General features: G+C 73.7%; 20 protein-coding genes, 2 tRNA genes and 1 pseudogene. 8 read left to right on the top strand and 15 right to left on the bottom strand.

Annotated features, from left to right (window positions below; genetic code table 11):
• Window positions 1-9: 9 nt before the first annotated feature.
• The 4 genes from EEW87_RS01505 to tig form a co-directional block, all read right to left on the bottom strand.
• Window positions 10-780, bottom strand: coding sequence for an ABC transporter permease (locus EEW87_RS01505; RefSeq protein WP_225985047.1), 771 nt, complete (start codon window positions 778-780; stop codon window positions 10-12).
• Window positions 777-1,760 carry an ABC transporter ATP-binding protein gene (locus tag EEW87_RS01500; RefSeq protein WP_123090950.1) on the bottom strand — a complete coding sequence of 328 codons (984 nt, stop codon included), beginning with the start codon at window positions 1,758-1,760 and terminating at the stop codon, window positions 777-779. Before EEW87_RS01500 ends, EEW87_RS01505 begins: the two co-directional genes overlap by 4 nt.
• A gap of 68 nt (window positions 1,761-1,828) precedes the next feature.
• Window positions 1,829-3,040: an MFS transporter gene (locus EEW87_RS01495; RefSeq protein WP_240341628.1), complete on the bottom strand. Its 1,212-nt coding sequence runs from the start codon at window positions 3,038-3,040 to the stop codon at window positions 1,829-1,831.
• 119 nt (window positions 3,041-3,159) lie between these two features.
• A complete protein-coding gene (gene tig / locus EEW87_RS01490) occupies window positions 3,160-4,554 on the bottom strand; it encodes a trigger factor (protein ID WP_123090951.1) in 1,395 nt (464 codons plus the stop codon).
• 179 nt (window positions 4,555-4,733) lie between these two features.
• On the opposite strand from tig, the gene EEW87_RS01485 reads away from it, so the two are divergent.
• A complete protein-coding gene (locus EEW87_RS01485; protein ID WP_123090952.1) occupies window positions 4,734-5,249 on the top strand; it encodes a hypothetical protein in 516 nt (171 codons plus the stop codon).
• Window positions 5,250-5,269: 20 nt separating this feature from the next.
• On the opposite strand, the gene EEW87_RS01480 is transcribed toward EEW87_RS01485, so the two are convergent.
• Window positions 5,270-5,343 (bottom strand) — tRNA-Pro (locus EEW87_RS01480).
• Window positions 5,344-5,445: 102 nt separating this feature from the next.
• On the opposite strand from EEW87_RS01480, the gene EEW87_RS01475 reads away from it, so the two are divergent.
• Window positions 5,446-5,516: transfer RNA gene (locus tag EEW87_RS01475), tRNA-Gly, on the top strand.
• Between the two features lie 72 nt (window positions 5,517-5,588).
• Here the strand turns inward: EEW87_RS01475 and EEW87_RS01470 are convergent.
• The 5 genes from EEW87_RS01470 to EEW87_RS01450 all read right to left on the bottom strand — a co-directional run bounded on the left by EEW87_RS01470 (window position 5,589) and on the right by EEW87_RS01450 (window position 9,348).
• Window positions 5,589-6,137 (bottom strand): NYN domain-containing protein, encoded by a 549-nt coding sequence (locus tag EEW87_RS01470; protein ID WP_068273791.1) that lies wholly within the window; start codon window positions 6,135-6,137, stop codon window positions 5,589-5,591.
• A 9-nt stretch (window positions 6,138-6,146) separates the two neighbouring features.
• A complete protein-coding gene (trmB, locus tag EEW87_RS01465) occupies window positions 6,147-6,887 on the bottom strand; it encodes a tRNA (guanosine(46)-N7)-methyltransferase TrmB (RefSeq protein ID WP_123090953.1) in 741 nt (246 codons plus the stop codon).
• Between the two features lie 46 nt (window positions 6,888-6,933).
• Complete coding sequence (locus EEW87_RS01460) at window positions 6,934-8,031, bottom strand: PP2C family protein-serine/threonine phosphatase (protein WP_123090954.1); 1,098 nt, start codon at window positions 8,029-8,031, stop codon at window positions 6,934-6,936.
• Between the two features lie 183 nt (window positions 8,032-8,214).
• Window positions 8,215-8,679, bottom strand: a complete 465-nt coding sequence (locus tag EEW87_RS01455; RefSeq protein ID WP_123090955.1) for a ribose-5-phosphate isomerase — start codon at window positions 8,677-8,679, stop codon at window positions 8,215-8,217.
• A 60-nt stretch (window positions 8,680-8,739) separates the two neighbouring features.
• Complete coding sequence (locus tag EEW87_RS01450; protein ID WP_068273785.1) at window positions 8,740-9,348, bottom strand: mycothiol-dependent nitroreductase Rv2466c family protein; 609 nt, start codon at window positions 9,346-9,348, stop codon at window positions 8,740-8,742.
• A gap of 122 nt (window positions 9,349-9,470) precedes the next feature.
• Between EEW87_RS01450 and pepN the strand changes: the two genes are divergently transcribed.
• The 3 genes from pepN (at window position 9,471) to EEW87_RS01435 (ending at window position 13,451) form a co-directional block, all read left to right on the top strand.
• Window positions 9,471-12,029, top strand: a complete 2,559-nt coding sequence (gene pepN / locus EEW87_RS01445; protein WP_123090956.1) for an aminopeptidase N — start codon at window positions 9,471-9,473, stop codon at window positions 12,027-12,029.
• A gap of 52 nt (window positions 12,030-12,081) precedes the next feature.
• Window positions 12,082-12,975: a mechanosensitive ion channel family protein gene (locus EEW87_RS01440; RefSeq protein WP_068274329.1), complete on the top strand. Its 894-nt coding sequence runs from the start codon at window positions 12,082-12,084 to the stop codon at window positions 12,973-12,975.
• A 71-nt stretch (window positions 12,976-13,046) separates the two neighbouring features.
• Window positions 13,047-13,451 carry a globin gene (locus EEW87_RS01435; protein ID WP_068273781.1) on the top strand — a complete coding sequence of 135 codons (405 nt, stop codon included), beginning with the start codon at window positions 13,047-13,049 and terminating at the stop codon, window positions 13,449-13,451.
• Window positions 13,452-13,527: 76 nt separating this feature from the next.
• Here EEW87_RS01435 and EEW87_RS01430 read toward each other — a convergent pair whose 3' ends face one another.
• Window positions 13,528-14,463 (bottom strand): NADP-dependent oxidoreductase, encoded by a 936-nt coding sequence (locus tag EEW87_RS01430; protein WP_123091523.1) that lies wholly within the window; start codon window positions 14,461-14,463, stop codon window positions 13,528-13,530.
• Between the two features lie 133 nt (window positions 14,464-14,596).
• On the opposite strand from EEW87_RS01430, the gene EEW87_RS01425 reads away from it, so the two are divergent.
• Both EEW87_RS01425 and EEW87_RS01420 read left to right on the top strand, forming a co-directional pair.
• Entirely contained in the window at window positions 14,597-16,300 is a 1,704-nt protein-coding gene (locus EEW87_RS01425; protein ID WP_068273777.1) for a glycoside hydrolase family 13 protein, read from the top strand.
• Complete coding sequence (locus EEW87_RS01420; RefSeq protein WP_123090957.1) at window positions 16,300-17,118, top strand: glycerophosphodiester phosphodiesterase family protein; 819 nt, start codon at window positions 16,300-16,302, stop codon at window positions 17,116-17,118. Before EEW87_RS01425 ends, EEW87_RS01420 begins: the two co-directional genes overlap by 1 nt.
• A 121-nt stretch (window positions 17,119-17,239) precedes the next feature.
• Here the strand turns inward: EEW87_RS01420 and EEW87_RS01415 are convergent, their stop codons facing one another.
• From EEW87_RS01415 to EEW87_RS01405, 3 genes are read right to left on the bottom strand one after another with little or no spacing between them, the layout of a single operon-like run.
• Entirely contained in the window at window positions 17,240-18,028 is a 789-nt protein-coding gene (locus EEW87_RS01415) for an inositol monophosphatase family protein (protein WP_240341627.1), read from the bottom strand.
• A gap of 22 nt (window positions 18,029-18,050) precedes the next feature.
• Window positions 18,051-18,707 (bottom strand): DUF8185 domain-containing protein, encoded by a 657-nt coding sequence (locus EEW87_RS01410; protein WP_123090958.1) that lies wholly within the window; start codon window positions 18,705-18,707, stop codon window positions 18,051-18,053.
• The gene (locus EEW87_RS01405) at window positions 18,704-19,147 is read right to left on the bottom strand and encodes an acyl-CoA thioesterase (protein ID WP_123090959.1); all 444 of its coding nucleotides are present in this window, start codon (window positions 19,145-19,147) and stop codon (window positions 18,704-18,706) included. The genes EEW87_RS01410 and EEW87_RS01405 overlap by 4 nt, the downstream gene beginning before the upstream one ends.
• A gap of 93 nt (window positions 19,148-19,240) precedes the next feature.
• Between EEW87_RS01405 and EEW87_RS01400 the strand changes: the two genes are divergently transcribed.
• The gene (locus tag EEW87_RS01400; RefSeq protein WP_083968693.1) at window positions 19,241-21,403 is read left to right on the top strand and encodes a RecQ family ATP-dependent DNA helicase; all 2,163 of its coding nucleotides are present in this window, start codon (window positions 19,241-19,243) and stop codon (window positions 21,401-21,403) included.
• A gap of 99 nt (window positions 21,404-21,502) precedes the next feature.
• Here the strand turns inward: EEW87_RS01400 and yczE are convergent.
• Window positions 21,503-22,078: pseudogene (gene yczE / locus EEW87_RS17285) on the bottom strand (membrane protein YczE); the annotation flags it as partial.
• Window positions 22,079-22,085: the final 7 nt, after the last annotated feature.

Raw genomic sequence — 22,085 nt, 5'->3', positions numbered from 1 at the left:
CGCCGGGGGTCACTGACGGCCGCGGCTGCGGCGCACGAGCATGGTGGCGACGACGGCGAAGATCGCGCCCCAGACGAGCAGGTTGGTCACCGGCACCCACAGCGGCTCCTGCACCATCGCCGCACCGTCCTGCGTGCTCACGAGCCAGCCCTCGGTGATGGGGTAGCGCGCCAGCGAGATGTAGCCGTAGAGCGGGGTGAAGCGGGCGATGTCGAGCAGCGTGCCCGACAGGGGGGTGAAGACGTTGCCGAGGAAGGCGAAGATGACGAGCGTGCCCGAGGCCGCGCCGACGGCGCTCTCCGAGCGGAAGGCGAGCCCGACGCACAGCCCGTAGAGTGCGAAGACCCCCGCACCGGCCAGGACGACGAGCGCCGAGAGGACCCACGCCTGCACGGTGCCCTCGGCGCCGGTGAGCGCCCCGATGAAGTAGATGAGACCGATCGGCACGCACGCGACGGTGAGCGCGGTGACCGCCTTGCTGAGGACGAAGGAGGCGTCGCGCATCGGGGTGAGGCCGAGCTGACGGCCCCAGCCCTGCATCTTCTCGACCGCCGCCCCGCCGCCGATGGAGGTCGTGGCGGTCACGGCGCCGTACGCGGCCATCGAGACCATGATGTAGAGACCGACGTTGCCGTTGCCGGCCGACTCGTCCTTGAAGGACTGGGTCGCGCCGAAGATGACGAAGAGGAAGGCCGGCAGCGCGGCGGTGAAGAAGAGCCCGACCGGGTCGCGCACGATCCGTCGCAGCTCCATGCCCGTGTACGTGGGGTTGATGCTCATGCCCGGCTCCCGCTCGTCTCGTGCTCGGTGGTCTCGTCGGTGGTGCGGTGGCGCTCGTGGGCGCCCTGCCCGGTGAGGGCGAGGAAGGCCTCGTCGAGCGAGCCCGTCGTGATCTCGAGGTTGGACCCGCCGAGGTCGAGCAGGGTGCGGGCCAGCGCGTCGGAGTCGGCGGCGAGCACCCGCACCCGCGGCCCCTGCCGCTCGAGCGAGTGCACCCCCGCAGCGGCCTCGAGCCGTGCGTCGAGCTCGGGGGCGAGGTCGGCGCTCACGACGCGCCCGGTCGCCCGGGCGCGGATGGCCTCGGTCGTGCCGTCGGCGACGACGACGCCACCGGACATGAGGACGATCCGGTCGGCGAAGGTGTTGGCCTCCTCGAGGTAGTGCGTGGCGAAGATGATCGTGCGGCCCTGCGCGGCCTCGGCGTGCATCGCCGCCCAGAAGTCGCGCCGGGCGCCGACGTCCATGCCCGCCGTGGGCTCGTCGAGGACGAGCAGGTCGGGGTCGGGCAGGAGCGCGAGGGCGAAGCGCAGCCGCTGCTGCTCGCCGCCGGAGCACTTGCTCACGCGGCGACGGGCCAGCGCGGTGATCCCGGCCCGCTCCATGACCTCGGCGACCGGCTGCGGCGAGGCGAAGGTCGAGGCGATGACCTCGACGGTCTCCTCGACCGTGAGGTCGCGGAGCAGGCCGCCGGTCTGGAGCACCGCCGACACCCGCCCGGCGTCGACCGCGGCGCGCGGCACGGTGCCGAAGACCTCGACACCGCCCGACGACGGCTGCGTGAGACCGAGCACCATGTCGAGGGTCGTCGTCTTGCCGGCGCCGTTCGGCCCGAGCATCGCGACGACCTCGCCGTGCCCGACCTCGAGGTCGACGCCGCGCACGGCCTCGACCCGCTGCCGGGCGAGCGTGAAGTGCTTCGTCACCTGCCGCAGCCGCAGCGCCGGGGGCGCCCCCTGCTCAGTTCGCGTGTCCTGGTCCATGCCCCCACCCTGCCGCGGCGGGCGGAGGGGGCGCTGCCCCCTTCGTCATCGGGGCCGCATGACACCTGTCATGCGCCCCGCACGGGCCGAGGGGCGCGGTCGTCGTCGGGCTCGACGACGGCGGGCAGGGTGACGAGGGCGAGGAGGATCATCACGGCGACGAGCAGCAGCGCGCGCAGGATGCCGACATGGTCGCCGAGCAGGCCGAGCACCGGAGGGCCGGCGATGAAGGCCGCGTAGCCGATCGTCGCGACGACCGACATCCGCGCGGCGGCGCGGCGCGGGTCGTCGGCCGCGGCGCTCATGCCGACGGGGAAGCCCAGGCTCACGCCGAAGCCCCACAGCAGCGTGCCGACGTAGGCCGTCGCGGGCGGGGTGAGCACGACGAGCAGCGAGCCGACCGCGGCGACGACAAGCATCGGCAGGAGCACCCGCCGGCGGCCGTAGACGTCGAGGAGGCGGGTGCCGAGCACCCGTCCGAGGGTCATCGCGCCGAGGAAGCACGCGAAGGCGACGACGCCGGCCCACGTCGGCACGCCGTGCCCGTCGACGAAGGCGACGGCGATCCAGTCGTTGGCCGTGCCCTCGGTGAAGGCGGCGACGAGGACGAAGACGCCGATGAGCGCCGTGCGCGGCTCGCGCCACGCCGAGCGGGCGACGCCGGTCGTGCCCGGCTCGTCGGGCAGCCGTGGGTCGGCGAGGAAGTGGCGCTGGGTGCGCAGCGCGAGCGTGGCGGCCAGCGCGACGACGACGACGAAGTGCACGAGCAACGAGACGTCGAGGGCGACGAGACCGGCGCCGACGAGGGCCGCGAGGACCGTGCCGCCGCTGAAGAACGCGTGGTAGAGCGGCATCGTCGAGCGTCCGAGCGCGCGCTCGACGGTCGTGCCCTGGAGGTTCATCGACACGTCCCACAGGCTCACGCCCGCCGAGGTGACGAAGAGGCCGGCGGAGATGAGCGGTCGGGAGCCCGCGACCTGGGCGCCGAGACCGACGCCGAGGATCCCGACGGAGGCGAGGACCGCGCCGACGACGACGGCCTGGCCCGTCCCGACGCGCTCGGCGAGACGACCGGCGACCGGCAGCGCGAGCAGGGAGCCGACGCTGCCCGCGAGCAGGGTGATGCCGAGCTCGCCGCTCGTCAGGCCGAGCATCGACTTGATGTCCGGCAGCCGGCTCGCCCAGGTCGCGAAGACGACCCCGGCGAGGGCGAAGACGAGCAGGAGCGCGCGGTGGGCGCGCTCCTGGGGCACGGCGGACGTGCGGGCGGCGGTGGTCACGCCGGGCTCCTTCTGCGGTGGTGCGTGCTGCGGTGGTGCGTGCTGCGGTGCTGCGGCAGCGACGAAGGGGGGACCCGACCGCGTGGTCGGCTCCCCCCTTCGTCGCGAGGTGCGGTGGATCAGGCCTTGGGGGCGTCCTGCTCCTGCGTGGCCTCGGCCTCGGGGGCCTCGGTCTCGGTCGACGCGCTGTCGTCCTCGGTCACCTCGGGGGCCTCGGACTCGAGCGACTCGTCGCTCTCGCCCTCGGCGTCCGGGACGAGCTCGTCGAGGTCGATCGCGTTGCCGTCGGTGTCGGTGATGCTCGCCTTGTCGAGGACCGCGGCGAGGGCCTTGCGACGGCCGACCTCGCCGACCATCGCCTGCACCTGACCCTGCTGGTCGATGAGCTGGGCGAACTGGTTGGGGTCCATGCCGTACTGCTGGGCCTGCATGACGAGGTACTCGACGAGCTCGGGCTGGCCGACCTCGACCTGCTCGGCCTCGACGATCGCGTCGAGGAGGAACTGCGAGGTGAGCGCCTTGCGGGTCGACTCGTCGACCTCGGCACGGTGCTCGTCGTCCTCGAGGCGACCCTCCTGCTCGAGGTGCTGGTGCACCTCGCCCTCGACGATGCTCTCCGGGAGGTCGATCTGGACCTGCTCGAGGAGGGTCTCGAGGACCTTGTCGCGGGCCTGGATGCCCTGCTCGAACTTCTTGGCCTGCTCGGCCTGCTTCGCGACGTCGGCGCGCAGCTCCTCGGCCGTGTCGAACTCGCTGGCCATCTGGGCGAAGTCGTCGTCGACCTCGGGCAGCTCGCGGACCTTGACGGACTGGACCGTCACGGTGCACGAGGCGTCCTGACCGGCCTGGTCGCCACCGGCGAGCGGCGAGGTGAAGTCGGCGCTCTCGCCCTTGCTCAGACCGACGAGCGCGGCGTCCATGCCCTCGAGCATCGTGCCGGAGCCGACCTCGTAGGAGATGCCCTCGACGGCGTCGATCTCCTGGCCGTCGATCTCGGCGCGCAGGTCGATGGAGACGAAGTCGCCGTCCTCGACGGCACGGTCGACACCGGTGAGGGTGCCGAAGCGCTCGCGCAGCTCGGTCATGCGGGCCTCGACGTCCTCGTCGCTCACGGTGACGGGGTCGACGGTGACGGCCAGGCCGTCGTAGTCGGGGAGGGTGACCTCGGGGCGGACGTCGACCTCGACGGTGAACTCGAGCTGCTCGCCGTCCTCGAGGGGCAGCGAGGTGATCTCGACCTCGGGCTGGCCCAGCGGCTTGAGCTCCTCGGCCTCGACGGCCTGGCCGAAGAACTCCGGCAGGGCCTCGTTGACGGCCTCCTGGAGGACGGCGGCCTTGCCGACGCGCTGCTCGATGATGCGGCTCGGGACCTTGCCCGCGCGGAAGCCCGGGACCTGGATCTGGGAGCCGATGGTCTTCAGGGCGGCGTCGACGTGCGGCGCGAGCTCCTCGCTGGTGACCTCGACGGTCATCTTGACCCGGGTCGGGTTGAGCTTCTCGACGGCACTCTTCACTGCAGGCACTCCAAAGGATCTCTGGCGGGTGGTCAACGGTTGACGCCCACGAGCCGTCTCCGACCCCGCAGGGACCGGTCCCGGCTGCTCCTTGAGGTGGACGCAGACGTAGGTCGTCACACTACCGTCACACCGGCCGCGCGACCCAAACGAGCCCGCCGGGCCCTAGGGTGCCAGCCATGTCGCAGCCATCGGCCACGCCCGCCACCGCCCTGCAGCCCGTGAAGATCGTCGTCGCCGCGATGTGCAGCGGTCTCGTCCTCGTCAGCCTCGTCGGGCTGGTGAGCGCCGGCACCGACGGCGGCGCCGACCCGCTGTGGCTGGCCGTCTTCGCCGTCGTCGCCCTCGCCGGCGTCGGCGCCGCGACGACCGTCGGCTTCCGGGTCCCGCCGGTCGACCCGGCCGACCGCGACCCCGGTCGCACCGCGGTCGCCGCTCTCCAGTCCTCGACGATCGTGCGCTGCGCGCTCGTCGAGGCGCCCGGGATCGTCGCCGTGATGCTCGCCTTCGTCAGCGGGTGGGGCCCGCTCGCCCTGCTCGGGCTCGTCATGGTCCCCGTCATGCTGTGGCTCGCCTGGCCCACCCGCTCCAACGTCGCCAAGGTGCAGCGCGCGCTCGAGGCGAAGGGGGCCCGCACGGGCCTGACCGAGCGCCTCTTCGGCGCCGGCACCGGTGGCCCGATGCTCCCGACCTGAGCGGTCGGACGCACGACGGGTCGGGGTAGCCGGATTCGAACCGGCGGCCTTCCGCTCCCAAAGCGGACGCGCTACCAAGCTGCGCCATACCCCGTCACCCGGGAGCCGATTCGGTCGGCGTCCGAGCGCGCATTAGGCTAACCCGTGCTCCTCGCGCAGCAGAGCCCGCACCTCGCGGGCAGGCCGCGAGAGGTGTGCGGGCGTAGCTCAATGGTAGAGCCCCAGTCTTCCAAACTGGCTACGCGGGTTCGATTCCCGTCGCCCGCTCCCCCGTCCGTCCACGGACGCCACGAGACCCCCGCACCGACCTGGTGCGGGGGTCTCGTCGTCCCGGCTCGCTCAGATGAAGTCGGCGGGGTCGTACTCGGAGATCGGGATGATCCGCACGCGCGGCAGCGCGGAGGTGAAGGCGCCGATCTCGTACTCGAGGTCGACGACCTCGAGGCCGGGCACCTGCCGCAGCCCGGTGGAGACGAACTCGGTGAAGCCGGCGACGGCGAGGCGGCGGTCCTCGTCGCGCGAGAGCGCGGTCATCTGCGGGGTGAAGTCGCCGTCGTGGCTGACGAGCATGACGTCGGCGGCCCGGTCGAGCAGCGCGTCCGCGGTGCGCTGGATGGCGATGTCGACGACCTTGCCCGGGCCGCTCAGCGGGACCGGGGTGTAGCCCATGGCGAGCAGCGCCTGGACGAAGGACATCGGCAGGTCCTCGTCGACCGCGAGGAAGAAGAGGGCCTTGACCGGCTGCTGCCAGCGCCGCTCGAGGTGGCCGAGCAGCTTGTTCCAGCGCGGCCGCTCCTCGGGGTGGGGACGTCGGCCGAGGACGGAGGTGCCGAGGGTGGCGTCGATGTTCTCGCCGTCGACGAGGAGATAGCTGGTGCGCTGGGACATGTCGCGACCCTATCCGCGTCCGCGCGGCGTGAGGCGCAGCTCGTGGATGACGCGACCGGCGCGGGTGCCCTTGTCCTCGAAGCCGTCGGTGGGCCGCCAGGACGGCCGCTCCCCCTCGACGACCTCGTACCCGCCGTGCTCGGCGAGCTGCTCGCGCACGTGCTGGGCGTAGAGCTCGTGGTCGGTGGCGACGAGGACGTGGCCGCCGGGCCGCAGCCGTCGCGCGAAGAGGTCGAGGGTGTGCTGCTGGACGAAGCGGCGCTTCGCATGCCGCGCCTTGGGCCACGGGTCGGGGAAGAAGAGGTGGACCGCCTGGAGCGAGCCGTCGGGCACTGCGTAGTGGAGCAGGTCGAGGGCATCACCGCGGTGGACCCGCAGGGTGGTCAGGCCCTCCTCGTCGGCGGCCGCGAGCATCCGGGCGATCCCGGGCACGTGCACCTCGACGGCGAGCACGTCGTGCTCGGGGTGCGCGGCGGCGTAGGCGCGGGCCGCGGCGCCGTGGCCCGACCCGATCTCGAGGACGAAGGGGGCGACCCGCCCGTAGATCCGGGCGCGGGCGGCCTCGTCGAGCCGCTGCGACTCGACGCCGTAGCGGGGCATGAGCGCAGCCATCCGCTCGTCGGTGAGCGGCGAGCTGCGCCAGCGGGGGGTGAAGGTGCGCACCCCCGAGGAGGGCCGGCCGTTCGGGGCGGGCGGGCGGTCGTGCGCGGGGCGGCGCAACGGGTCGTCGTGGGGCTGGTCAGGGGTCATCGGACGCCGATCCTACGGCGCCCCCGCCCCGGTCCGGACGGCCCGGTCAGCTGCGCCGGATGAGGATTGCGGCGCGGTCGTCGGCCTCGCCGGCGCGACCCTGGCGCACGAGCTCGGTCGTCAGCCCGCTCAGGCCGGCGCCGACGGAGGCCTCGGCCCGGCCGAGCATCCAGTCGATGCCGTCGGCGACGTCGGCGGTCGGCGACTCGACGACGCCGTCGGTGTAGACGAGCAGCGCGTCACCGGGCTCGAGCACTCCCTCGACGCGGGGGTACACCGCGTCGGGCAGCAGGCCGAGCGCCGGCCCGAGGGCGGCGGTGACGGTCTGCCACTGGCCGGTCGCCGCGACGAACTGGACGGCGGGCGGGTGCCCGGCGTGGGCGAGGTTGAAGCAGCCGTTCTCGAGGTCGACGTCGAGGTGGACCGCGGTCGCATAGCCCTCGTCCCAGTTCGCCCGGGCGAGGTAGCCGTTGGCCGCGGTGAGCACGCCCGCGGGGTCGACCTGCCCGACGAGGCCGGACAGCGCGCCGGAGAGGGCGAGCGAGCGCGTCGCGACCTTCTGCCCGTGGCCGGCGACGTCGACGAGGATCACCTCGAGCCGGCTGTGGTCCTCCTGGAGCACCGCGACGTCGAAGTCACCGGAGAAGGCCTGGTGGTGGGCCGTGGCGAAGGCGCGCTCCGCGTGCCACCCGGCGGGCAGCGGCGGGATCTCGCCGATCGCGAAGAGGCTGTCACGCAGCTCCATGATCATCCGGTCGCCGGTGAAGGCGCCGACCCCGTGCTGGGAGCGCGAGTACGAGGTGGCGAGCAGGGTCCCCATGGTCGCCGCGCAGGCGAAGGGGGCGATGTAGTACGGGCCTCCGGTGCCGAAGGCGACGACCCAGATGATCATCGTCGTCACGGCGACGTAGGTCGCCGCGAGCGCACGGACCGGCAGCACGACACCCGCGAGGAGGATGACGGGGACGAAGGCGGAGACGGGCAGGTACTGGGGTGCGTAGGGGTTGCCGAGGGTGATCGCGAGCGCCGCCGTGAGGAGGACGACGACGCGCGGCGCTGAGCTCGAGTGCGCCAGCGTGCGCACCAACGATGCCCCCAGCTCGGGCAGCGCGAGGCGCCCGCTCTGGGAGGTGGTGGTCGACATCGCGTGTCCCTTGGTCGTCGGGCCGCCGCTCGGAGGAGCGGTGACGTCTCGACACTAGGTCCCAGCCCTCGTGGGACACGATTCCTTGACCAAGTCTTGAAGAAAAAGACTTCACTGTCCAGGGTTGGGCGTTGTATATGGGCCAATCGCCCACCTTCGGGTGGGTCGATCCCCCGGCGTTGCCTAGAGCTCGGGCAGCTCTCGGGTCTGCTCGTAGCGGGTCACCATGTCGATCCGCCGCTGGTGGCGGGGCTCGCCGGTGAAGTCCGTGGAGAGGAAGACGCGCACCATCTCGGTGGCCACCTCGACCGGCTGCATGCGCCCGCCGATGCTGATGACCTGGGCGTCGTTGTGCTCGCGGGCCAGGCGCGCGAGCTCGACGTCGTAGCACAGCGCCGCACGGATGCCGGCCACCTTGTTGGCCGCCATCTGCTCGCCGTTGCCGGACCCCCCGAGGACCACGCCCCGGCTGCCCGGGTCCGCCGCGACCGCCTCGGCGGCGCGCAGCACGAAGACCGGGTAGTCGTCGACGGCGTCGTAGTCGAAGGGGCCGTGGTTGACGACCTCGTGGCCCTCGGACTGCAGGTGGGCGATGAGCTCCTGCTGGAGCTCGTAGGCGGCGTGGTCTCCGCCGATGTGCACGCGCATGGGGTGGTGATACCTCTCGGGTGGGTGCTGCTGGGTGGTGAGGTCCGGGAGCGGACCGGGTCAGACGTCGAAGATCGGGTCGCGGGTGCGCGAGCGCTTGAGCTCGAAGAACCCGTCGGTGCCCGCGACGGCCACGCAGCCGTCCCACAGCCGGCCGGCGGCCTCCCCCTTCGGGGCGGGGCTGACGACCGGGCCGAAGAAGCTCGAGCCGGCCACGGTGATCGTCGGGGTGCCGACGTCGTCGCCGACGAGCTCGCTCACGGCCTGCTTCTTGGCGCGCAGCACGTCGTCGAGCGACTCGTCCTGCGCGGCGTCGAGGAGCGAGGCCGGCAGCCCGACCTGCTCGAGCGCCTCGGCGGTGATCGCGTCGAAGTCGCTGCGGCCCTGGTGGTGGATGCGCTCGCCGAGGGCGTCGTACAGCGGCTTGGCGACCTCGTCGCCGTGCGCGTCGAGCGCCTTGGCCAGGACACGCGACATGCCGTGGATGCGCTCCTGGAACTCGCGGTAGCCCTCGGGGATGTCGCGGCCCTCGTTGAGCGCCCACAGGCTCATCTGCCGCCAGTGGACGTCGACGTCGCGGACCTGCTCCACCTCCATCATCCAGCGGGATGCCATCCATGCCCACGGGCACGCGGGGTCGAAGTAGAAGTCAACGCTCTCGGTCGCCATGGCGGCATCCTGGCAGAAGCCCGGGCCGGTGAGCCCCGCAGGCCCTGTGTCAGCATGAGGAGGATCACCCGACGGCGCCGTGACCCGGCCGCCGTCCCCAGGACGACACCGATGGAGGCCCCGTGCCCGGCACGAACCTGACCCGCGAGGAGGCCGCGACCCGCGCCGGCCTCGTCCGGGTCGAGAGCTATGACGTCACCCTCGACCTCACCGTGTCCGAGGAGACCTTCGCGACGACGTCGACGATCACCTTCTCCGCGACGACCCCGGGCGCCGAGACCTTCGTCGACTTCATCGGCGAGTCGGTCGACTCGGTGACCCTCAACGGCACGACCCTCTCCCCCGGCGAGCTGTACGCCGACTCCCGCCTGCGGGTGCCCGGCCTGGCCGAGCACAACGTCCTGACGATCGAGGCGACCGGGCGCTACATGCACACCGGCGAGGGGCTGCACCGCTTCGTCGACCCGGTCGACGGCGAGGTCTACCTCTACACGCAGTTCGAGGTGCCGGACAGCCGGCGCATGTACCCGGTCTTCGAGCAGCCCGACCTCAAGGCCTCCTTCACCTTCGACGTCACCGCGCCCGCGCACTGGGTGCTCATCTCGAACTCCGCGACGCCGGAGCCGTCGCCCGTGCGCGAAGGGGTCGCCCGCTGGGCCTTCCCCGCGACCGAGCGGATGAGCAGCTACATCACCGCCCTCGTCGCCGGCCCGTACGACGTCGTGCGCGACAGCGTGATCACCCGCGCCGGCGAGGTGCCGCTCGGCATCTTCTGCCGCCGCTCGCTGAGCGCGCACCTCGACGCCGACCACCTCTTCGACCTCACGAAGGCCGGCTTCGCCTTCTTCGAGGAGGAGTTCGACCAGGCCTACCCCTTCCACAAGTACGACCAGGTCTTCACCCCCGAGTACAACGCCGGGGCGATGGAGAACGCCGGGTGCGTGACGCTGCACGAGATGTACGTCTTCCGCTCGAAGGTCCCCGACAGCCTCGTCGAGCGCCGCGCGCTCACCGTGCTCCACGAGCTCGCGCACATGTGGTTCGGCGACCTCGTGACGATGAAGTGGTGGAACGACCTCTGGCTCAACGAGAGCTTCGCCGAGTGGGCGAGCACGACGTGCCAGGCCGCGGCCACCCAGTGGGCCTCGGCGTGGACGACCTTCTCGACGCACGAGAAGTCGTGGGCCTACCGCCAGGACCAGCTGAGCACCACCCACCCGATCGTCGCCCCGATCCGCGACCTCGCCGACGTCGAGGTCAACTTCGACGGCATCACCTACGCCAAGGGCGCCTCGGTGCTCAAGCAGCTCGTCGCCTACGTCGGCCGCGAGGCCTTCCGCGACGGCCTGCGCGCCTACTTCGCCAAGCACGCGTGGGGCAACACGACCCTCGGCGATCTCCTCGACGAGCTCGAGGCCACCTCGGGCCGCGACCTGCGCTCGTGGTCGGCGCTGTGGCTCGAGACCGCTGGCGTGGCGACCCTGCGCCCCGTCGTCGAGGTCGACGACCGCGGCGCGATCACCGCGGCGCGCGTCGAGCAGAGCGCGACGGACGAGCACCCGACGCTGCGCCCGCACCGGCTCGCGATCGGCTGTTACGACCTCGTCGACGGCGTCCTCACCCGCACGGACCGCATCGAGCTCGACGTCGACGGGGCGGTGACCGAGGTGCCCGCGCTCGTCGGCCGTCAGCAGCCCGACCTGCTCCTCGTCAACGACGACGACCTCGCCTACGCGAAGATCCGGCTCGACGCCCGCTCGCTGGCGACCTTCCGCAGCAATCCGCGCGCCTTCGCCGACTCGCTGCCCGAGTCGCTGTGCCTCGCGAGCGCGTGGGACATGACGCGCGACGCCGAGCTGCCCGCGCGCGAGTACGTGCCCATCGCCCTGGCGGCCCTCGAGGGCCAGGACGACTCCACCCTGCTCAAGACGCTCCTGCAGCAGCTGCGCACGGCGGTCCTGTCCTACTCCGACCCGGCCGCGCGGGCCGGGCTGCGCACCCAGGTGCGCGACCGGCTCGAAGAGCTGGCCCGGACCGCCGAGCCCGGCAGCGACGCCCAGCTCCAGCTCGTCACCGCGGTCGCCGACCTCACGGCCCCCGGTGACGACACGTCCTTCGTCGCCGGTCTGCTCGACGGCTCGCAGGACGCGCGCGGCCTGGCCGTCGACACCGACATGCGCTGGACCCTGCTCACCGCCCTCGTCGCCGCCGGCGAGCGCGCCGCGCAGGACGTCGACGCCGAGGCCGGTCAGGACAACACCGCGACCGGTCGCGAGCGCGCCGCCCGGGCCCGGGGCGCGGCCCCGACGCCGGAGGCGAAGGAGGCCGCCTGGCACGCCGGTGTCGAGGACGCGACGACGTCGAACTCCGTCGTCGACGCCCACGCCCTCGGCTTCGGCCGGGTCGGCGACCCGGCGCTGCTCTCCCCCTTCGTCGCCCGCTACCACGACGCGCTGACGCGCGTGTGGTCCGAGCGCACGCACGCGGTCGCCGAGAGCATCGTCGTGCTCTTCTACCCGATGGCCCTCGCCGGCCCCGAGCTGCTCGCCGCCTCCGACGCGTGGCTGGCCGAGCACCCGGACGCCCCGGCCGGGCTGCGCCGCACCCTCACCGAGCAGCGCGACGCCGTCGCGCGCGCGGTGGCGGCCCAGCAGCGCGACGCGCAGAGCACGGGGGCCTGATCTGGTGCGGACGAGCTCGACCCTGTCCCCCGTCAGCGAGGGCGCGAGCAGCATGGCGGCGGTGACCGCCCAGGACGCCTGGGGCTGGTTCTCCGGCGTGCCGCTGCAGATCCTCGTCACCGTCGTCGCTGCGGTGGTCGCCCGGGCCGTGCTGCACCGGGCGATCCGCGGCTTCGTCGACACGACCGTCTCGCGTCGCGAGGGCCGCATCGTCGACCGCGGGCGCTCCGCCGTCGGCATGGTGGCGACGAAGGCCGGCATCAACACCGAGCGGCACCGTCAGCGCACGCTGACGCTCGGCTCGTTGCTGCGCTCGGTCGTCACCTTCGTCATCTCGCTCATCACCCTGCTCACGGTGATGGCGCTCCTCGGCATCCCGCTCGCGCCGCTCCTGGCGTCCGCGGGCGTCGGCGGTGTCGCGCTCGGCTTCGGCGCGCAGAGCCTCGTCAAGGACTTCCTCTCCGGGGTCTTCATGATCCTCGAGGACCAGTACGGCGTCGGCGACCTCGTCGACACCGGCGAGGCCATCGGCACCGTCGAGGAGGTCACCCTGCGGATCACCCGGCTGCGGGACGCGCAGGGGGTCGTCTGGTACGTCCGCAACGGCGAGATCATCCGGATCGCGAACCGCTCGCAGGGGTGGTCGACCGCGACGGTGGACCTGCCCTTCTCCTACCGCGAGGACGTCGACCGGGTGGGGCGGATCATCCGCGAGGCGATCTCCGGTCTCGAGGACGAGCCGGAGTGGTCCGGCGCGGTGCTCGACCCGCCGCAGCTGCTCGGCGTCGAGTCGATCACCGGCGGCACGGTGACGATGCGCGTCCTCGCGCGCTGCGCGCCCGACGAGCACTGGGGCGTCCAGCGCGAGATCAGGCGCCGGGTCAAGGACGCCTTCGACCGCGAAGGGGTCAAGGGCCCGCCCTTCCCCCCGGTCGCCACGGTCTGAGCCCGGCGCACCTCGGGCACGGCACGGGGGCGGGCTCGGCCCGCCCCCGTGCCGCCTGAGAGACTGGACGCATGTTCGTCCAGCCCGGCGAGACCTTCTACTCCCAGGTCGGTGGTCACGAGACCTTCGTCGCCCTCGTCCACGCCTTCTACGAGGGGGTCCGTGAGGACCCCGAGCTGCGCGCCCTCTACCCCGAGGAGGACCTCGGTCCAGCCGAGGTGCGCCTGCGGATGTTCCTCGAGCAGTACTTCGGGGGGCCCTCGACGTACAACGAGCTGCGCGGGCACCCGCGCCTGCGGATGCGGCACGTCGGCTTCGCCGTGACGCTCGACATGCGCGACCGCTGGCTGCGCCACATGTACGCGGCGATGGACCAGGTCGACCTGCCCGAGGCGCACGCCGAGCAGATGCGCGACTACTTCTTCCGGGCCGCGCACATGCTCGTCAACTCCGACGACGAGGGCAACCGGCTCTGAGCACGGCGCCGCCCTGAGCACGACGAAGGGGGACCCCCGACCGGCCGGTCGGGGGTCCCCCTTCGTGCGTGGTGGGTCAGGCGACGGCGGGGTCGCTGACCGAGAGGACGATCTTGCCGGCCGCCGAGCCGTCACGGCTCGCGGCGAAGGCGTCGGCGGTCTGCTCGAGCGGGACCACCCGGTCGACCTCGACGTGCAGACGCCCGGCGGCGACCTCGTCGAGCAGACGGGCCAGCCGGGGGCCGTCGGGGCGCACCCAGACCCAGCGGCCGCCGTGCTCCTCGACCGAGGCGTCCGCGATCGAGGCCAGCCGCCCGCCGTCGCGACGCAGCGCGAGGCTGTCGTCGAGGACCCCGCCGACGAGGTCGGCGACCGCGTCGACGCCCTCGGGCGCGAGCTCGCGGACGCGCTCGACGAGGCCGTCGCCGTACTCGACCGGCTCGACGCCCAGGGCGCGCAGCCGCTCGTGGTTGCGGGCCGAGGCGGTGCCGATGACCCGGGCGCCGGCCCCGACGGCGAGCTGCGAGAGCAGGTGACCGACACCGCCGGACGCCGCGTGGACGAGGACGACGTCGCCCGAGCCGATCTCGAGGGTCTCGAGGACGCGCTGGGCGGTCAGCCCCGCGAGCGGCAGCGCCGCGGCGTCGTCGTCGCTGACGCCGTCGGGCACGGCGGCCACGTCGTCGACGGCGACGGTGACGTACTCGGCGTAGGTGCCGCCGGAGACGACCTGCTTGCGCGCGTACGCGGCGACCCGGTCGCCGACGGCGTGCTCGGGGGTGTCGGGGCCGACGGCGTCGACGACGCCCGCGACGTCCCAGCCGGGCACGACGGGGAAGTGCGCGTCGAGGAGCGGGTCGAGCCCGCCGGACATGACCTTCCAGTCCACGGGGTTGACGCTCGCCCGGGTGACGCGGATGCGGACCTCGCTCGGTCCCACCTTCGGCGTCTCGCGCTCGGTGAGCTGCAGGACGCTGTCGTCGCCGTACTGGTCATAGGTGATCGCTCGCATGCTCATGCCAACCCGGCGGGAGGCCGAGCCATTCCGCCGGGTCGACGGCCCGGGCGCCCGGGGCGGCTGGGCCGTGGGATGAGGGTCCGACGCCCTTTTGCACCGACGGGTCCCGCGCTGCGACGATCTGCGCATGACTGCGTCCCCGACGACGACCCTGCAGACCACCCCCCTGCACGCCGGTGCCCCGGCCGACGCCGCGTGGTGGCGCGACGCCGTGATCTACCAGGTCTACCCCCGCAGCTGGGCCGACGGCGACGGCGACGGCGTCGGCGACCTCGCGGGCATCACGGCCCGCCTGCCCCACCTGCGCGCCCTCGGGGTCGACGCGGTGTGGTTCTCCCCCTTCTACGTCTCGCCGCAGCGCGACGCCGGGTACGACGTCGCCGACTACCGCGACATCGACCCGCTCTTCGGCGACCTTGACGACGTCGACGCGATGATGGCCCGCGCCGCCGAGCTCGACCTCAAGGTCGTCGTCGACCTCGTGCCCAACCACACCTCGGTCGACCACGCGTGGTTCCAGGCCGCCTTGGCCGCCGCGCCCGGCTCCCCCGAGCGGGCCCGCTACATCTTCCGCGAGGGGCGCGGCGACGGCAGCGAGGCGCCGAACGACTGGACCTCCGTCTTCGGCGGGCCCGCGTGGACGCGTGTCACCGAGGCCGACGGCGAGCCCGGCCAGTGGTACCTCCACCTCTTCGACACCGGTCAGCCCGACCTCGACTGGACCAACCCGCAGGTGCGCGCGGAGTTCGAGTCCGTGCTGCGCTTCTGGCTCGACCGGGGCGTCGCGGGCTTCCGCGTCGACGTCGCCCACGGCCTCGTCAAGGCCGAGGGGCTGCCCGACTACGCGCCGCGCGAGCACATGCTCCAGCAGAACAACACCGCCGACAGCCCGTATTGGGACCAGGACGGCGTGCACGAGATCTACCGCGACTGGCGCCGGGTGCTCGACTCCTACACCGAGGGCCCCGAGCGGATCCTGTGCGCCGAGGCGTGGGTGCGCCCGCCGGAGCGTCTCGCCCGGTACGTGCGTCCCGACGAGATGCACCAGGCCTTCAACTTCGACTTCCTCGACACCCGGTGGGACGCCGGCGCCCTGCGCGAGGTCGTCGAGACCTCGCTGCGGGTCTACGACGAGATCGGCGCGCCCTCGACGTGGGTGCTGAGCAACCACGACGTCGTGCGTCACGCGAGCCGCTTCGGGCTGCCGCAGGACGGCCCGCGACCCAACGGCATCGGCGCCGAGGACCCCCAGCCCGACGCCGAGCTCGGTCTGCGCCGGGCCCGCGCCGCGACGACGCTCATGCTCGCGCTGCCCGGCGGGGCGTACGTCTACCAGGGCGAGGAGCTCGGGCTGCCCGAGCACACGAGCCTGCCCGACGAGTACCGCCAGGACCCGACCTTCCGCCGCACCGGCGGCGAGGAGCTCGGTCGTGACGGCTGCCGCGTGCCGATGCCGTGGGAGGGCGACGCCCCCGGGTACGGCTTCGGCCCGAGCGGGCGCACGTGGCTGCCGCAGCCGCCGTCCTACGGCGAGCTCGCCGTCGACCGCCAGACCGGCGTCGAGGGCTCGACCCTCGAGCTCTACCGCCGGCTGCTGTCGGTGCGCCGCGAGCGCGCCCTCGGCCGCGGCTCGCTGGCCCACGTCGACGGGCTCGGCGAGGACGTCGTCGCCTTCGTCGTCGGCGAGAGCACGCTCGTCCTGGCCAACCTCGGTGACGCGACCGTCGCGCTGCCGGCCGGCGCCGAGGTGCTCGTCGCCTCCGGGCCGCTCGCCGACGGCCAGGTCCCGAGCGACACGGCCGTGTGGGCCGCCCTGGCGAGCGAGGGCTGATGCTCTCGGCCCGGGTGGCCCGACCGGCGTCGGACTACCCGTACTTCCAGGCGCAGACCCCCATCGGGCTCGCGCACCGCGGTGGGGCCGGGTACGAGCCGAACGTCGGGCGCGAGAACACGGCGGCAGCCTTCGAGGAGGCGGTCGCCATGGGCTACCGCTACCTCGAGACCGACGTGCACGCGACGTCCGACGGGCGGCTCGTCGCCTTCCACGACGCGGTGCTCGACCGGGTGACCGACGGGGTCGGCTCGCTCGCCGAGCTGCCGTGGTCGCGCGTGAGCCGGGCCCGCACGCCGGCGGGTGACGCGGTGCCGCTCATGGACGAGCTGCTCGAGCGCTTCCCGACGATCCGCTTCAACATCGACGTCAAGGCGCCCGGCGCGGTCGCGCCGCTCGCCGAGGTCGTGCGGCGTCACGGGGCGATCGACCGGGTGTGCGTCGGGTCCTTCTCCGACGAGCGGCTGCGCGCGGCGCGGCGCCTGCTCGGCCCGCGCCTGGCGACGTCGGCCGGCCCGGCGGGGGTCGCCGGCATGCGGCTGCTGCCCGGGGTGCTCTCGCGCCTGCTCCACTCCCCTGCGCAGGCGCTGCAGATCCCCGTCCAGCACCTCCTCGGGCGCCGCCCGATCACCCTCGTCACCCCGGCGCTGCTGCGCGCGGCCCATGCGACCGGCAAGCACGTCCACGTGTGGACGATCGACGACGCCGACGAGATGCACCGCCTCCTCGACCTCGGCGTCGACGGCATCGTCAGCGACCGGATCGAGGTCCTGCGCGACGTCCTCGCCGAGCGCGGCACCCCCCTCACCGACGACTGACAGACGGGCTCCCCCCCTTCGCACTTTCCCGCCCAGGGCGGGAAGGTTCGACCTCGGGAAAGAAATGTTCTTGCCCGAGGTCGAATGTTCCCGCCCTGGGCGGGAAAGCTGGGGCGGCGCGTCAGCGGGTGAGGGCGGAGAGGACCTGCTCGACGGCGGTGGGGCGGCCGGCGACGCTCCATGTCGTGCCGCGGACGTCGACCTGGGCCGTGCGCCCGCCCGCGCCGAGGACGAGGGCCTCACCGGGCAGCCAGTCCCACGCGGGCACGAGGGGCTGCGCCCACACGCCGACGCGGCCGGCAGCGACCGCGGCGAGGTCGCACGAGCCCGACCCGAGCATGCGCACCGTCGCCGCCCCCTCGCACGCGGCGAGCCACGGCTCGCGCAGGGCGGGGTCGGCCAGACGCGTCGGGTGGAGGTAGGTCGCGAGGCACACCTGCTCGAGCGGCAGGTCGGCGAGGGCCTCCAGCGGTGCGCCGTCGAGGGTCGTCGGCAGGTCGCGCCCGCCGAGCCACCGCTCGCCCGTCACCGGCTGGTGCACCGCGCCGAGCACGACGCCCGTGTCGTCGCGCAGCGCGAGCGCGCTGCACCAGTAGGCCATCCCGGCCAAGAAGTTGTACGTCCCGTCGACGGGGTCGATGACCCAGGTCCGCCCACTGCGCGAGGGCGCCTCCGCGCCCTCCTCGCCCACAATGCCGTCGTCGGGCCGCAGCCGGGCCAGGACCGAGACGACAAGCTCCTCGGCGGCGTGGTCGGCGGCCGTGACGACGTCCGAGACCGACGTCTTGCGGGCCCCGGTGAGGCCCTCGGCGCGCATCTCCGCGGCGAGCGCGCCCGCGCGGTGGACGAGCTCGGAGGCCAGGGCCGCGTCGTCGAGGTCGGCGGGGACGGTCGTGGGGTCGGTGCTCACGGCACCAGCCTACGAAGGGGGGTCAGCGCGCGAGGACGTAGCCGGCCCGGGAGGTGAGCCGCACCCACGGGCCCTGCGCGTGGACCGTCACCGGGTCCTCGCCGAGGAAGCCCAGGACGTGCATCCCGAAGGCTGCGCCCGCCGGGACCGACGCGCCGTCAGACCCACCGGGGACCTCGACGCGACGATCCCAGACGCGCGAGCGCAGGTCGGCGACGGCGCTCGACCCCGCGCCCTGCGGGGTGCCCGTCGCCACCTCGACGATGCCTGCGGTGGCGGTGTCGTAGAGCCGCGAGGCCGGCAGCGACCCGACCGGCTCCCAGCCCCCGCGGGGCGGGCTGACTGCCGCCCACGAGGCGGCGACGGTCGTCGGCGGCACGGCGAGCTCGGCGGACGTGCCGGCTCGGGCCAGCCGGTCGGTGAGGGCGGCGAGCGCGACGACGGTGTCGAGGGGCTCGGGAGGGGCCCCGAGAGGCAGGGTGCGCAGGCCGAGCACGAGGCCTGAACGCGTCAGACCGGCCCCGGGCAGCACGCACGTCCACACGGCGAGGACTCCGGCGTCGCCCGCGGGCACGGCCTGCAGCCGGGCGGCGCCGTCCTCGTCGTGACGCTTCGCGCGGCCGACGTAGGTGGCCAGGTCGGCGCCGACCTGCTCGTCGGCGAGCACGAGGGCGCTCATCGCCGACCCCGCAGCGCGACGGGGGCCTCGAGCTGCGCGCGCAGGGCGTCGCGCTCGGTCTGCGGCAGGCGCCGCGGCCGCTCGGTGGCGAGGTCGAAGGCCGCGAGCGTCGTCTCGGCCCGGGCGTACACCGCGTCGCCGACGTCCTGGGGGTCGCCCACCTCGTAGCCCACCTCGAAGCTCGCGCCCCCGATCTGGCTCACCCGCAGGTCGATGCGCACGGGGGCGAGGCGGTAGACGAGCGGGCGCAGGTACTCGATCTCCTGGCGCGCGACGATGACACCGCCCTGGAGCATCTCCTCCGACCCCGACCCGAACCACTGCGCGAAGGCGGTGATCCGCGCCTCCTCGAGCAGGCGCAGGTACTGGACGTTGTTCACGTGCCCGTACGCGTCCATGTCGCTCCAGCGAAGGGGGACGAGGGTCGTGGTGATCGGCATGGCGTCATCCTCCCAGCCCGGCCCGCAGCCGGGCGGCGCTGCCCAGCGCGCGCCCGGGCGGCGCCGTCGCACCCCTCGCCTACGGTGGAGGACATGAGCTCCTCCCCCGCTCCCACCGACCTCGCGAGCACCGACGGCACGCACGTCGACGTCGACCCCCAGGTCGCGCAGGCCGCCCGTGCCGCCCTGCGCCGTCTCGTCGGGCGCGAGGACGTCGACTTCCGCGACGGGCAGCTCGAGGCGATCGCCGCCCTCGTCCAGCACCGGCGCCGGGCGCTCGTCGTGCAGCGCACCGGGTGGGGCAAGTCGGCGGTCTACTTCGTCGCCGCCTCGCTCATGCGTGCCCGGGGCGCGGGCCCGGCGCTCATCGTCTCGCCCCTCATCGCGCTCATGCGCGACCAGGTGGCCGCCGCCCACCGCGCCGGGGTGCGCGCGGTGTCGATGAGCTCGGCCAACGCCCAGGAGTGGGACGACGTGCGCTCGGCGCTGGCCGCCGACGAGGTCGACGTGCTCCTCGTCAGCCCCGAGCGGCTCAACAACCCCCGCTTCCGCGAGGAGCAGCTGCCCGACCTCGTGCGCCGCTGCGGCCTCGTCGTCGTCGACGAGGCGCACTGCATCTCCGACTGGGGCCACGACTTCCGACCGGACTACCGGCGCATCGCCGACCTGCTCGAGCGCCTGCCGCAGGACACCCCGGTGCTCGCGACGACCGCGACCGCCAACGCGCGGGTCGTCGCCGACGTCGCCGAGCAGCTCGGGGCCGGGGGCCACGACGTGACGACGGTGCGCGGGGCGCTGGCCCGCGACTCCCTGCGCCTCGGCGTGCTGCCGGTCGCCGGTCCCGACGAGCACCTCGCCTGGCTGACGACGCACCTGCACGACCTGCCCGGCAGCGGCATCATCTACACCCTCACGGTCTCGGCCGCCGAGGACGTCGCCCGGGCCCTCGGCGACGCCGGCCACACGGTCGCCGCCTACACCGGCCGCACCGACGCCGAGGACCGCGCCCGGCTCGAGGAGGCGCTGCGACGCGACGACGTCAAGGCCCTCGTCGCGACGAGCGCGCTCGGCATGGGCTTCGACAAGCCCGACCTCGGCTTCGTCGTGCACCTCGGAGCACCCTCGTCGCCGGTCGCCTACTACCAGCAGGTCGGTCGTGCCGGCCGCGCCACCGACCGCGCCGACGTCGTGCTCCTGCCCGGCCACGAGGACAGCTCGATCTGGAGCTACTTCGCCTCTGCGTCGATGCCGCGCGAGGACCAGGCCGAGGTCGTCCTGCGCACCCTCGCCGAGGCCGGCCGCCCCCTCTCGACCGCCGCCCTCGAGACCGCCGTCGACATCCGACGCACCCGTCTGGAGCTGCTGCTCAAGGTCCTCGACGTCGACGGTGCGGTGAGCCGCGTCCAGGGCGGGTGGATCAGCACCGGGCAGCCGTGGACCTACGACGGCGAGCGCTACGCCCGGGTCGACCAGGCCCGTCGCGACGAGCAGGACGCGATGCGGCGCTACCTCACCCTGACGACCTGCCGGATGGCCTACCTCCAGGCCTGCCTCGACGACCCGAGCGCGCAGCCGTGCGGGCGGTGCGACGTGTGCGACCCCGGCTGGGTGCCGCAGGGCGTCGCCGCCGATGCCCGCACGAGCGCGAGCCAGGCGCTGCAGCGTCCGGGTGTGCCGCTGGACCCGCGGGTCTCGTGGCCGACCGGGATGCCGCGGCTCGGCGTCGAGGTCAAGGGCCGGATCCCGGCCGAGGAGCAGGTCGAGGAAGGCCGGGCCCTCGCCCGCACGACCGACCTCGGGTGGGGACCCCGGGTGCGCGAGGTGCTCGCCGCGCCCGACGCGCCCGTGCCCGAGCCGATGACCCGCGCGCTCGTCCAGGTGCTCGCCGCGTGGCCGTGGGCGCAGCGCCCGGTCGGCGTCGTCGCGATGCCCTCGCGGCGACACCCCCTGCTCGTCGGGTCGGTGGCCGAGCACCTCGCGCAGGTCGGTCGGCTGACGATGCTCGGCACCCTCGACCTCGTCGAGGACGGACCGGTCGGCGAGCCGGGGGGCAACAGCGCCTTCCGGCTCGCCGGGGTGTGGGACCGCCTCTCGGTCGGGCCCGAGCTCGCCTCCGCCCTAGCGACGGCAGGCGGCCCCGTGCTCCTCGTCGACGACGTCGTCCACTCGCGCTGGAGCCTGACCGTCGCCGGCCGGCTGCTGCGCCGCGCGGGTGCCGAGGCCGTCCTGCCCCTCGCCCTCGGGCTCGAGGGCTGAGGCGACCGGCTCGAGCGGGGCGTCGGCCGGCTGCGCGCCCGCGTGCGCAGGACGGCGCCGTGACGCCGAGAGGTCGACGGTGACGAAGGGGAGGAAGAGCTGGATCGTCGGTCCGATGAGGACGGCGTAGAGGACGGTGCCCAGACCCACGACCCCGCCGAGCAGCCAGCCGAGCGCCAGTACGGTGAGCTCGAGCGAGGTGCGCACGAGGCGGATCGACCCGCCGGTGCGCCGGGCGATGCCGGTCATCAGCCCGTCGCGCGGCCCGGGGCCGTACTGGCTGCCGATGTACAGGGCCCCGGCGAAGCCGTTGACGAGGATGCCGCCGAGGAGCAGGACCCACCGCCACACGAGGCCGTCGGGGGTGTCGAGCAGCGACAGGGTCGCGTCGGTGGCCAGGCCGATGACGACGGCGTTGGCGACCGTGCCCAGCCCCGGCCACTGGCGAAGGGGGATCCACAGCACGAGCACGAGCACCCCGACGCCGATGACGATCGTGCCGAAGCTCAGACCCGTGAGACGGCGCACGCCGTCGTGGAAGACGTCCCAGGGGTCGAGGCCGAGCTCGCTGCGCACGAGCATGCCCATCGCGGCGCCGTAGAGGGCCAGACCGACGAAGAGCTGCGGCAGCCGCCGGGCGGTCTGCCCGGCACGGAGCTGCTCGAGAGGGGTCATCGCCTCG

Origin of the sequence: Janibacter melonis (assembly GCF_003721155.3) — a bacterium.
Classification (GTDB): Bacteria; Actinomycetota; Actinomycetes; order Actinomycetales; family Dermatophilaceae; genus Marihabitans; species Marihabitans melonis.
The sequence above is the reverse complement of the archived record's forward strand: the minus strand, read 5'-3'. Positions and strand labels throughout refer to the sequence as shown.